Below are 12,250 nucleotides of genomic sequence, written 5' to 3'. Positions count from 1 at the left end.
TTTTTTTACGGCTTCAGAACATACTAGAACAGAATGAAAAGGGCCGCATTGATCAGATTACCCAGACTCTGCAATAAATAGTCAATAAAAGAACAGGATAAGAATATATGCAAGCTCAAACACAATGGGTGACTACCTCAGATCAACAGCGCCTTTATGTCAAAACCGGGGGCAATGAGGCAAAACCTGCTTTGGTTCTGGTTCATGGTTATCCTGATAATCAGGAAGTTTGGGAGCCCATCATTCAGCAGCTGATTCAAGACTTTTATGTGCTGACCTATGATGTAAGGGGGGCAGGGAAATCCTTTGTTCCGAAACGGATTCGTGACTACCGGTTGGAACAGTTATCTTTAGATCTGGAAAGCGTGGTCAATGCCGTTTTGGAAAACCGTCCTTTTCATTTGGCAGCACATGACTGGGGCTCAATCCAGTCTTGGGAATCGGTGACTGAGCCGAAGTTTAGAGACCGAATTTTATCTTATAGCACCATTTCCGGCCCCTGTCTGGATCATGCCGCTTTCTGGATGCGTCAGCAATTTCGACAAAATAAGCCCAGGTTTTTTAAACAGCTGGCTAAATCTTGGTATATCGCGGCGTTTCAATTGCCCGTGTTGGCCCCGACTATCTGGACTCTATTTACGCCTGAAAAATGGGATAAAGTCTTGCAGCAGTTAGAGCATCAAAAAGATTTACCTTTAAACAGTCATATTGCTTCAGATGGAAAACATGGTATTGGACTGTACCGTGCCAATTTCCTGCCACGTTTAACCCGGCCACGCCAGCGTTTTGCCATTTGTCCGGTGCAGGCGATTGTGCTGAAACAGGACAATTTTGTCAGTCCTGAACTGATTGATGAAGTGCCGAAATGGGCAGAAAATTTTCAACGTGTAGAGATAGATGCCAATCATTGGGCAATATTGAGCCAAGCCGAGTTGGTCGCAGAAGAGATCAAAACATTTGCTCTAAAAAATAATTAAACCGACCTTTATGGTGTAAATTTTAATTAAAATCAGTAATTTAATATTTCGTGGCTCAGCCGATTTATTTACAGTTTCAAAGGGGTGAATCTGTTAAAATAACCGCTTTTTATCTTCCTCAAAATTTTCATGAATGCAGTAGTAATTGCGATTGCCGTGATGTTTATACTCTCACTGGCACGAGTTTCTGTTGTCTTGACTTTGGTCATTTCAGCGATTATTGGTGGCTTGGTTGCAGGTCTAAGTTTGTCGGATACTGTAACTGCATTTAATGCGGGGCTGGGTGATGGGGCAGAAGTTGCCCTGGCTTATGCAGTATTGGGTGCCTTTGCTTTAGCCCTGTCAAAATCAGGCTTGCCTGATCTTTTGGCGCATAAATTAATTGGTTTGCTGGGTGCGGAAGCCACACATCAAAAAACCAGAAAAGTAAAATATTTACTGTTGAGTATTTTACTGATTGCAGCCATTTTTTCTCAAAACCTGATTCCTGTGCATATTGCCTTTATTCCGGTATTGGTTCCTCCTTTACTTAAAGTGATGAATCACATGAATTTGGACCGTCGTGCTGCTGCATGTGTGCTGACCATGGGTTTAGTCGGAACCTATATTTTCCTGCCAGTCGGTTTTGGTTCCATTTTTCTGGAACAAATTTTGATGGGTAACATCAATAAAATTGGTGCAGCGTATGACTTGCATGTGGATCGCTGGATGATGCCGATGGGCATGGCGATTCCAGTGCTTGGTATGCTAATTGGTACTTTGACTGCGGTATTTATCAGCTATCGTAAACCCCGTCATTATATCGATCGTACGGTTGCGCGTGTCACCGCCATCGATCTGGACAAACCGATTCGTGCGGGTGAAGTGAGTCTGCAAGCCGATGCCGAAGAGCTGAAACACGAAGCTGAACAAGCACCAGTCATTGCCAAGAAAACCATCTTGATGGCACTGCTTGCAATTGCTTTGACCTTGGTTGCCCAGCTGTATTCAGGTTCGATGATTTTAGGTGGACTGGTTGGTTTTGCGGTGCTGTCTGCTGCGGGTATTTTCAAATGGCAAGAGGCAGATGATGTCTTCGTTCAAGGCATGCGTATGATGGCATTGGTTGGCTTCATTATGATTTCTGCAGCTGGTTTCGCATCCGTGATGACGCATACCGGTGACATCAACAGTCTGGTCAACGGAGTAGTACATCTGATTGGTAACAATAAAGCCCTGGCTGCATTCTTAATGCTATTTATTGGCTTATTTGTGACCATTGGGATTGGATCGTCATTCTCCAGTGTACCGGTATTGGCAGTAATTTACGTACCACTTTGCGTACAGTTCGGCTTCTCGCCATTGGCTACTGTAGCCTTGATTGGTACCGCAGCAGCGCTGGGGGATGCCGGTTCTCCAGCCTCAGACTCAACTTTAGGTCCAACTGCCGGTCTGGGGGTAGATGGCCAGCATGATCATATTTGGGATACGGTCGTTCCAACATTTATCCATTTTAATATTCCATTATTGGTATTTGGTTGGATTGCTGCAATGGTACTTTAATGAATTTTTAATTCATTTTATTGCTTATTTTAAAACATGTATTTAAAATAAATATTATTAAATAATTAATATAATAAAACCAAGCAATATACTTGGAATATAATCATTAATCTGATTAACTTGGTTGGTATTTAAAACCGACCAGGTTGGTCTGATTAAAATAAATAATTAATTTTTTCAATTACTTAAAAATAAATAAAATTTTAAATAATTAATGCCTATTGCATATTAATAATAGGCATGTTTATTATTAATTAATGTTTGAAAATTACTGTTAATAATCTTCCGTAGGGGTTTAAAAATGTTAAAACAAGTTGCTCTTATTGCATTATTGGGGATGTCCGCTTCTGCGATGGCAGGTCAGTGGCAGGTTAAAGTGGGTGCGAGCTCTTTAGCTCCAACAGAAGACCAGAATGTATTGGCAAACGGTGCATTTACAAATGTAGAAGCTTCCCAAGAATACGGTTTTACTCCATCGGTAGAATATTTCTTTAATGATAATTTTTCGGCTGAATTATTGTTGGCAACTCCTTTTGAACACGATGTAACATCAAACGGTACAAAAATTGCTTCATTTAAGCACTTACCACCAACAATTACAGCAAAATACAATTTCAAAAACTCAACTGGTTTCACTCCTTATGTAGGTGTTGGTGCAACTGTAGTTATTCCTTGGGATGAGGAAATTGTGATTGATGGGGCAAAATTAAATGCTGATGTCGGCTATGGCGTAGCAGGTCAAGTAGGTTTCAACTTCCAACCAGCTGATGCTAAAAACTGGGGTGTTTTTGCTGATGTACGTTATGCGGATGTAAAATCTGAGCTTGAATTAAATGGCAATGCTATTGGTGACCTGGAAGTAAATCCTTGGGTTTATACCCTTGGCTATAGCTACAAATTCTAAAACTAAAATTAAAATAAAAATAACAAATCAGCGCAAAGATCCCTGTCTCTGATGGGGATCTTTATTTATTTATTTGTTCAGTCACAATAAATCACATAAATTGAGCATTTTTATCCTGTTTCATCATTAAAAATGTATTTAAGTTGATACTCTACAATAAGCTAAAAAAGCAGGAAGAATCATGAAATTATTCATTATATGCCAAGTGGTCTTTTTTAGTCTTTTGAGTGGCTCGGTGTATGCAGCCAGCTTTAATTGTGACAAAGCACAAACTGCAACTGAACATGCGATTTGCGAGCACCGTGCCATTAATGATGCGGATGTCAAAATGGCCACCACCTACAATATTCTTAAACGTTTGGTGCCGATGGGAACGCGCGGTGTGATTCAGGATGAGCAGGTCAAATGGTTACAGTTGCGTGACCAATGCGGCAATTCGAGCCGCTGTTTAATCGAAGTGTATAAAATGCGCCAGCAAAAGCTGAATCTGTATATGGAGCGTGTGTATCAACACGGGCCTTTCTAAGAAAAATTTATTTGACCCTATTGAAAAATCTTGAACTTACTCCATTCATTAAAGCATCCAATAAAAACCGTGTAATGAATTTAAGGAGTGATTTATGAGCGAACAAGGCGCACAAAAACATAGTTTCCAGGCTGAAGTAGCGCAGCTGTTACATCTAGTGACGCATTCTCTCTATTCAAACCCTGAAATTTTTCTGCGAGAACTGATCTCGAACGCTTCGGATGCCTGCGACAAGCTGCGTTTTGAAGGAATTAACCATCCTGAATATTATGAAAATGACCCTGATCTGCATGTACGTGTCAGCCTGGATAAAGACAATAAAACCATCACCATTTCCGACAACGGTATTGGTCTGACTCAACAAGAAGCGATTGATAACCTGGGTACTATTGCCAAATCGGGCACCAAAGATTTTATGTCCAAATTGTCAGGGGATCAAAAAGCCGATGCGCAATTGATTGGCCAGTTTGGTGTCGGTTTCTACTCAGGCTTTATTGTGGCTGAAAAGATTACCGTGGAGTCGCGTCATGCAGCTGCCGATGTGGCTGATGGTGTCCGCTGGATCAGTAGCGGAACAGGTGATTTCGAAGTTGAACAAATCAACAAGGCTTCACGTGGAACAGACATTATTCTGCATTTGCGTGACAATGCCCTTGAGTATTTAGAATCTTATAAAGTTAAGCAAATCATCAATAAATATTCGGACCATATTAGCCTGCCGATTGAAATGCAAAAAGAAATCTGGCAGCAAGAAGAAGCGGCTGAGGGTGAAGAAGCGAAGCCAGGTCAGATGGTGAAAACGGATGAATGGGAAGCGATTAACTCGGCCAGCGCACTTTGGACTCGCAATAAAAACGAGATCACTGACGAGCAATATACCGAGTTTTACAAGAATCTCAGCCATGACTTTGATGCGCCTTTGGCCTGGACCCATAACCGTGTAGAAGGCAGCACTGAATACACCCAATTGCTTTATATTCCAAGCAAGGCTGCCAGCAACCTCTTTACCCGTGAAGCCAAAGCCGGCATTAAACTGTATGTCAAACGCGTATTTATTATGGATGAAGCGGATAACCTGATTCCAAACTACTTGCGTTTTGTGCAGGGGGTGGTAGACAGTGCCGACTTGCCGTTAAACGTGAGCCGTGAATTGCTGCAAGAAAGCCGTGACGTGAAAACCATTCGCGAAGGTAACGCCCGCCGTGTGTTAACCATGCTGGATGCTCTGGCAAAATCTGAAGATGAAAAAGACCAGGAGAAATTCAAAACGTTCTATGCTGAATTCGGTTCGGTGATTAAGGAAGGTTTGGGTGAAGACTTTGGTAACCGTGAACGTATCTTAAAATTATTGCGTTTCTCGACCTCGACCAATGATGAAGTTTCAACCTCATTGGCAGATTACAAGGCACGTATGAAAGACGGGCAAAAGGCCATTTATTACGTGACTGCGGAAAGCCTCAGTGCTGCGAAGAATTCGCCACAACTGGAGCTGTTCAAGAAAAAAGGCATTGAAGTGCTATTAATGGCGGATCGTGTGGATGAGTGGGCGATGGAGTTCATTCATGAATTCGACGGAACGCCAATGCAGAACGTATCTAAGGGTGCAGTCGACTTGGGCGACTTGCAGGATGCTGAAGAGAAGAAAGCACTGGAAGTAGCTGCTGAACAGTTTAAACCTGTCGTGGACAAGCTTTCGGATTCTCTCAAAGCCAAAACCCAACAAGTTCGTGTGACGACCCGTCTGGTGGATTCACCGGCATGTTTGGTGACCGGCGAGGGTGAGCTGTCTCCGCAATTGATTCGTATGCTGAAACAGGCAGGTCAGGCAGTGCCAGAAAGTAAACCGATTCTGGAAATTAACCCTGAACATCCTTTGGTGAAAAAGCTGGAAGGATCGAACCAGTTTGATGACCTGGCGAATGTGATTTTTGACCAGGCCGTAATTGCCGAAGGTGGTTTGCCAGATGACCCTGCGGCATATGTAAAACGCATTAACAGTTTATTGCTGAAATAAGCGCTTTTCTCGTTAAGCAAAAAACCTCCCTCGGGAGGTTTTTTATGGCGGAAAACTACGTGTATATGCGGCTCAACGTTTTATATTGCCCAGCTTAGAACAATGCTTCCATACGCACGGATACCCCCAGGAAATGGCTGCGATCTTCACGATGGTCATTGAGATAGTTTAAATCGCCCTGTAGAAAAAACCATTCGCGCACGAAAGGTTGTCGCCATGAAATATAAGGCCCCCAACTGTTCAGGCGCAGGTCATTATTATTGTAGAAACCGCCCGTATATAAGCCATAGGCAAAACGGTTATTCTGAAAAAACTGGTGTTGTCTAAACAGGTAATTATCCCAGGTAACATCGTCATCTTGCTGGTCTGCATAGGTCAGGCTGAGTTGATTGGATAAAAACGGCTGATTCGGCCGTGCATGGGTCAGTTCCAGATTGGTTCTCAGGTAGTTTTCACTATCTATGCCATAGCGGTAAATCTGTTCGGCATAAAATCTGAAATCATTTTCCAGTTGCCAGTCTCTGGATGCCTTAAGCCGTAAATAAATATCATCCCCTGATCGAACCCCTAAATCCAGGTCAGTTTCAAAAGGCAGACGCTTGGAAAAATCAGACCAACGCAGCGCCAGGGAACTGTTACTTTCTCGGGTCCGTTCACGGTCTAACGCTTTACTGCTCGTGCTATCCGGATTTTCATCGGTAATGGCGACATTATTGTTCAGTTCGTTATCTAAAGAGTCATCACCGAAGACCAAACTGATTTTACGTTCTAAGGTGGGAAGTTTAATTTTTCCGCGCAGACGCGGGCTAACTTCATAACCATCATGTTTATTCCAGCTGTTATCGATAATCAGGCGTAGGGTTGCTGAAGCCGGATCATTGGGATCGGGTTGCCCAAACCAGTTATCTATTTTATGGGAGGTACGGTCTGTCCAGTTGCGGATTTCATATTGCTTACGGTCTAGCCAGCTTTGTTTTTCAGTGGCCTGAACGGGAGGAACAATGACTTCATCCGACTGTTCCGGTAAAACTGTCGGCATCGCATCAATCCAGCTTGGAATTTTATAGAGCAAATTAGAATCTGTTTCTGTTTCTGTTTCTGTTTCTGTTTCTGATTCTGTTTCTGTTTCTGTTTCTGATTCTGTTTCTGTTTCTGTTTCTGTTTCTGTTTCTGTTGCAATACGCTTTTTTTGATCTGCACCAGTTTCAGCTGCGTTAGACCAGCTGACAGTAGACATGAGTCCAGAGATCAACACACATAAGAGGGGTTTAAATAGAGATAATTGTTTTTTCCGCATATCCTTGCTCTTATATTATTTGATAATCAGTAGTCTGGTAAAAATCAGGACCAAAAAGCAAGCTTTTGCTACAAAAAATAAAAACTTAATCTGAAATATGTTTTTGAATCTCTTTATATAATTCCCGGCAATTAATCGGAGACCTGAATTGGGCAATAATCATCTGAATCATTTGCCAGCTAATACCGTGATGACGTTCCAATAAAAAATAAGGATAAGCCGATTCGGTCGGTGAGAGGGCTAAACGTTTTTGCCCATGAATAATCCGTATCTTCTGTCGTTCTTTCAGTAAAAGTAGCGGTGTTCGAATATTGGCGGGACTTTCATCAAATTGAATAATTTTTTGGGTTTGAATCAGTTGTGCAGGAATAAAGGGTATATAGTTTTCATCATTCCAGATGCGAATGGCTTTATGTGTATAGGCATCAAACAGGGATTCAAGAGAGCTCAAACGATCGGCCAAGTCTATCCAGCTCATCTGCCTGATTGCAGCCATGGCGTGTTGGTAAGGCGCATTCAATAATTGCATTAACCGTATGGCCTGGGTTTGATTTTCTGCCCCCAGTAATGCCACATATCGAACAAAACCACCGTGCTGATTGATCTGCTCTGCCAGGTAAACCGGGTGATGCTGCCAGTTTTCCAGATCTGCAGCATGCACCAGTATATCTAGATATGGGGCAAGTTCCGGCAGGCTGGGAATTTCTAAACGATATAGCTGTTGTAACGAGGCTTCTTCGCCAGGCAGCGCACGAATATGGGCGATATATTGATTGAGTTGCAGGGTTTCTGGAACATCTTTGGTGATAGATGACTGAAGCGCAGTATTCTCTGCATCGGTCTCGGCAGGCGGCGAGGCAACAATCGGCAGCTCGGGTTCTGTGACGATAGAAGATTTTTTTTGGGTCCAGATTGGCTGCTGGTTTTGCTGTGCAGATGCATCAGTGGCTATCGGTTCTTGAGCGGAATACACTCCAGCCCTAGATACATCCGTTGAATTGGATGGTTCATTTTGAGCCATGTTTTGAAGCTCATCCGCAGAGGTGTTTAGAGTGATTTCGGTCTCGGTTAAAACATTTGTTAGCTTGGGTACAATCAAATTGTCAATCTGTTTGAGTTCGTAGTCTGTTTTTAGGCAGCCATAGTCTTGCTGTTGCTGCAACATCCAGTGATAGGCATTCTCCAGATTATCCCATTCACTGATCAGGGCCGTACGATTTGCTGCGGGGATTAACCAGATTTGCCAGCCGAGTTGGGGATCATACAAAATAGCCCAACCATAATCCGGATATTGATAAAGGGCCTGCTCTAGCGCTTTGTCTTGCTGAAATACGCCGCGAAAAGAAAGTTGAAACAAGGTCTGCACGGCAAAATCTGTAGCTGCTTTTTCAGGTTGGGTGTGAGATTTAAATTGTAAAACCTGTTTTTTAAAAATCGGTTCATCACATAAAGCAAAAATGTCTTTTATCCGTGCTTTTGAGCGGGCAATTTCAAAGAAAGACAGGGAACGTTGCTCCAATCCCTCGATGAGTTGATTTAACTCTTGAATCAGCTTGGCTTTTTCTAGGACATTCATGTGCAGACCTCACTTCTAGAGATGCTTTTGAGCTTTTTCTAAATAACTTGCCAATACGATATTAATAGCGAGTTCAAGTAACTTATATTCTGCAGACGTGGGCTGAGAGTAACGCTCGGCAAGCATGATCAATTTATCGATTTTGATCGTTTGCGGAGTAATCTTGCCTTGAATCAGCGCTTGAAGTTCTTGCATATGCACACGTTTATAGAGTGAATTATTTATTTAATTCCTTTGATTATATGTATTTAGTAAAAAAAATCATGAAAAAAAATGTCAGTTTTTGAGCATTTATAGACATAATTTGCAAAAAATGTAAATTTTAAATAAAAAATAAGCAATTTTTTTGGCGGAAGGGAGGGGAGAATTCTGTGATCCGGTTTTAGCTGTTTTACTGTTTCGAAAAAGAAAAGGATGAAATGACAGATCAAAATGATGTTCTGCCTGAGCAGAAGCTGAAAAATAAACTGCGAATTTATACTCATAAAAAACCAGAAACGAATCGCTTCTGGTTTTTTTATGGACTTTTAGAGCCGGTCATGCAGCTGTTTTAGATGCAGCTTCAGTAGCCTGCGCTTTTTGTTCAGCATTCAAGGTTTTAGCCGCTTTTTTAACAGGAAAATCGGGAGTGTAAACAATTTGAGCAGAAACATGGGCAGAGCAAGCCACAACAGCAACAGCCAGGAGAGATTTAATCACGTTCATCATCATTTTCCTTTAGTGAAAGGATGTCTGGTTCATTCAAAAATGAAGCAGGCAAGGAGAGAAATAAAAAATAAATTTCATGTGAATGATATCAAGAAGTGATTGAACAAAGTAAGGAGGGGAGAGTGAAAAAAGATGAATGGTGAGTTTAAATTATTATATAAATCATGTATTTAGAGTTTTTGCTCTAAGACAGACTGTCGATGAACAGTCTGTCTTAACTGCTTTGAAAATATAAAAAAATTATCTTGCATGGCATTTATTCTGGTATTTTTTTTCGTAAACCTTTCCGGCGACTCCTCCAATAATGGCACCACTAAACGTACCGAAAACAGGTAACACACTACCAGCCACTGCGCCAATCAGCACCCCTTTGAGGGTGGGTGAAAAAGGAGATTTTGTAGATGTATTTTGGTCAGGGCTAGTATCAACCATAGGATCTTGTATATCAGTATTCATATTTACCTCTAAAAATTTCATGATTAGGAACGGGGATATTCCGCATATTAGCCTAGCGAATTGCGCTTTTAATTGTGTCCAAGCCTTGTATAGATAAGTTGTATTTTGTAAGAACCTTAAAGCAGGTATGGGTATTGTGACCCGGCTGTAAGTTTTTGCGCCGTAATGTTAAAACTCACTTTTTTGTCTGGAAAATATCCTATGATCTGAACTCAAAATAATAAAACCCGAGGTGAAAACAATGGCTATCGCAAAAGTGGTTGAAGTGAATTCAAGCAGTAATAAAAGTTTTGAAGATGCTATTCAAAGTGGCATAGAGAAAGTCACCGAAACAGTTAAAAATGTGCAGGGTGCATGGATTAATGAACAAAAAGTGGTGATTAAGGACAACAAAATTACAGAATATCGGGTGAATTTAAAAATCAGCTTCCTAGTGGACTAAATTGAATAGATAAATAGACTTCTTTCATAATTGTTTACATCCTCTTTATTTTTCTCCCATAGGGAGAAATAAACGGAATTTATGAAAAAAGTCTAATGAATCTTAAAATAAAAAAATCCCCAAACTTTGGGGATTTTTATTGATTTGCTGTACTTAAGACTTCAGCTTATTTTTCCGGAACATCACAGCTGTCTTCTTTACAGATGGCCGTCTCTTCAGCGGGTGGGTTGGCCTGTTGAGGTGCTTCAAGCGCTTTTTCCATGACCTGTAAAAATACTTCACGTGGCTGTGCACCTGCGAGTGCGATCCGCTGATCAAACACAAAGAAGGGTACCCCGGTCACTTTCAACTGGTCACGTGCCACTTCTTCATCAAATTTAACAAAATCTGCAAATTCTTCTGAATTGAGCACATCGTCTACTTCAACCGGATTTAAGCCGATGCGGGCTGCGACATCTTCCAGGGTCTCGCGTTCACCAATAGCTAAGCCTTGGGTCATATAGCTATAGAAAAAGGCTTCTTTGGCCTCGGAACCCAAGCCTTTGCTTTGGGCCAAATGAATAATACGGTGAGCATTAAAGGTGTTGCCTGAGTTGGCATTTTCCCAATTGAACTGAATGCCTTCTTCTGCAGCCATTGCGGCAATATTACGCTGCATTTCTTCAACTTCAGCCAGGGTACGGCCGTATTTTTGCGCCAGACGCTCAGAGTTGGATACTTCCTGACGAACAGGCGCTTCGGGGTCAAGTTCATAACTGTGCCAATGGACTTCAAGTTCCAAACCTGCCTGTTCAGCAGCAGCTTCCAGACGTTTTTTACCAATATAACAAAATGGGCAAACCACATCTGACCAAATATCTACGCGCATGAGAGTTCTCTTATCTTTTCTTGCTTCTATTGATGGGGATAGAGATTAAAATTTAAAGCACCCATGCTGAATAAAAACCGGGCGAAGGTCGCCAGTTTTATGTAGTTATTGTTTGATAAATGAACGATTTAAGGCTGAATCAAGTTATGATGTGAAAAAAGGCGGTATGGCGGAGTCTGGTATGCCCAGAATTTTTCTCATCTTGGCATTGGCAACATGCAGTGTATTTGGCTGGATGTTTTATCAATATTCGGTCCAGCAAAAGGAGCTTAGCCAACTGCATAGCTACCAAACGGTATTGTATGAAAAAGCTGAACTGATTTATCAGCAGGCCCAAGACTGGTCTAAGCCAATCGAGATCAATGTCTCGGATAATCGTTTACAGGGCGATTATAAAGTGATGGCAGATTTTGTATTGAGTGAAATGATTCAGAATGCCGAAGCAAGGAATCAGTATTTACGTGAGCTGAAAGCGATTCACTGGGATCAGTTTTTAAATATCGACCGTTTAGACCAAGACCGCAAGCAGAAATATGCCGAAACCGAGCAGATGTTGCAGCAAGCGCATCTACTCGCGAAGCGCTATCAACAACAAACCTTGCAGCGCGAAGAAAATACCCTGGCGCGGGCTAAACAGTTATCCATTAAATCGCATCTTCGGCATCAGTTAACCGATAGTTTGCGTGAAAGCCGGGATAGTGACCAAACCCATGCATTATTTGCCTTGGAGCTACAGGTTTTAGATAAGGCAGATGCTTTATTCCAGATTCTTAAAAACAATCAATGGGAGAAAAAGAACAAGACCTTTATGTTTTATCAGGATCAGCCGATCAAGCAGTTTAATGACCTGTATAAGCAGGTGTGGCAGTTAAATGCGGAAATGGAAAAAGTTAAAAAGCACCATCGTCAAGCTGTAGAGCAGCGTTTGTAGATTTTGAGT

The 12,250-nt window shown here is 41.7% G+C and carries 13 protein-coding genes; 7 read left to right on the top strand and 6 right to left on the bottom strand.

Translation table 11 applies throughout. From position 1 onward, the window contains the following. Positions 1-107 precede the first annotated feature (107 nt). The 5 genes from H4I94_RS08535 to htpG all read left to right on the top strand — a co-directional run bounded on the left by H4I94_RS08535 (position 108) and on the right by htpG (position 5,963). Positions 108-977, top strand: coding sequence for an alpha/beta fold hydrolase (locus H4I94_RS08535; protein WP_261182803.1), 870 nt, complete (start codon positions 108-110; stop codon positions 975-977). Positions 978-1,106: 129 nt separating this feature from the next. Further along, a complete protein-coding gene (locus H4I94_RS08530; protein ID WP_092820239.1) occupies positions 1,107-2,519 on the top strand; it encodes a Na+/H+ antiporter family protein in 1,413 nt (470 codons plus the stop codon). A 301-nt stretch (positions 2,520-2,820) separates the two neighbouring features. Further along, positions 2,821-3,423, top strand: coding sequence for an OmpW/AlkL family protein (locus tag H4I94_RS08525; RefSeq protein ID WP_092820238.1), 603 nt, complete (start codon positions 2,821-2,823; stop codon positions 3,421-3,423). A 181-nt stretch (positions 3,424-3,604) separates the two neighbouring features. Beyond that, positions 3,605-3,949 carry a lysozyme inhibitor LprI family protein gene (locus tag H4I94_RS08520; protein WP_092820237.1) on the top strand — a complete coding sequence of 115 codons (345 nt, stop codon included), beginning with the start codon at positions 3,605-3,607 and terminating at the stop codon, positions 3,947-3,949. A 94-nt stretch (positions 3,950-4,043) separates the two neighbouring features. Continuing rightward, complete coding sequence (gene htpG / locus H4I94_RS08515) at positions 4,044-5,963, top strand: molecular chaperone HtpG (RefSeq protein ID WP_261182802.1); 1,920 nt, start codon at positions 4,044-4,046, stop codon at positions 5,961-5,963. 94 nt (positions 5,964-6,057) lie between these two features. Here the strand turns inward: htpG and H4I94_RS08510 are convergent, their stop codons facing one another. The 5 genes from H4I94_RS08510 to H4I94_RS08490 all read right to left on the bottom strand — a co-directional run bounded on the left by H4I94_RS08510 (position 6,058) and on the right by H4I94_RS08490 (position 10,000). After that, positions 6,058-7,200, bottom strand: a complete 1,143-nt coding sequence (locus H4I94_RS08510) for a hypothetical protein (protein WP_409976797.1) — start codon at positions 7,198-7,200, stop codon at positions 6,058-6,060. Between the two features lie 145 nt (positions 7,201-7,345). Continuing rightward, positions 7,346-8,836, bottom strand: coding sequence for a hypothetical protein (locus tag H4I94_RS08505; protein WP_261182801.1), 1,491 nt, complete (start codon positions 8,834-8,836; stop codon positions 7,346-7,348). 15 nt (positions 8,837-8,851) lie between these two features. Next, positions 8,852-9,031 (bottom strand): hypothetical protein, encoded by a 180-nt coding sequence (locus tag H4I94_RS08500; protein WP_261182800.1) that lies wholly within the window; start codon positions 9,029-9,031, stop codon positions 8,852-8,854. Positions 9,032-9,373: 342 nt separating this feature from the next. Further along, positions 9,374-9,541 carry a hypothetical protein gene (locus H4I94_RS08495; RefSeq protein ID WP_261182799.1) on the bottom strand — a complete coding sequence of 56 codons (168 nt, stop codon included), beginning with the start codon at positions 9,539-9,541 and terminating at the stop codon, positions 9,374-9,376. Positions 9,542-9,784: 243 nt separating this feature from the next. Continuing rightward, entirely contained in the window at positions 9,785-10,000 is a 216-nt protein-coding gene (locus H4I94_RS08490) for a hypothetical protein (RefSeq protein ID WP_261182798.1), read from the bottom strand. 241 nt (positions 10,001-10,241) lie between these two features. Here H4I94_RS08490 and H4I94_RS08485 point away from each other — a divergent pair, with 241 nt between their 5' ends. Beyond that, positions 10,242-10,442, top strand: a complete 201-nt coding sequence (locus H4I94_RS08485; RefSeq protein WP_092820231.1) for a dodecin family protein — start codon at positions 10,242-10,244, stop codon at positions 10,440-10,442. A gap of 166 nt (positions 10,443-10,608) precedes the next feature. On the opposite strand, the gene H4I94_RS08480 is transcribed toward H4I94_RS08485, so the two are convergent. Then, entirely contained in the window at positions 10,609-11,310 is a 702-nt protein-coding gene (locus H4I94_RS08480; RefSeq protein ID WP_261182797.1) for a DsbA family oxidoreductase, read from the bottom strand. Between the two features lie 181 nt (positions 11,311-11,491). Between H4I94_RS08480 and H4I94_RS08475 the strand changes: the two genes are divergently transcribed. Then, positions 11,492-12,241, top strand: a complete 750-nt coding sequence (locus H4I94_RS08475) for a hypothetical protein (protein WP_261182796.1) — start codon at positions 11,492-11,494, stop codon at positions 12,239-12,241. Positions 12,242-12,250: the final 9 nt, after the last annotated feature.

The organism is Acinetobacter sp. T_3_1, from assembly GCF_025377055.1.
Taxonomy (GTDB): domain Bacteria; phylum Pseudomonadota; class Gammaproteobacteria; order Pseudomonadales; family Moraxellaceae; genus Acinetobacter; species Acinetobacter kookii.
Note: the sequence above shows the minus strand (reverse complement) of the source record. Positions and strands in the feature narration are given on the sequence as shown.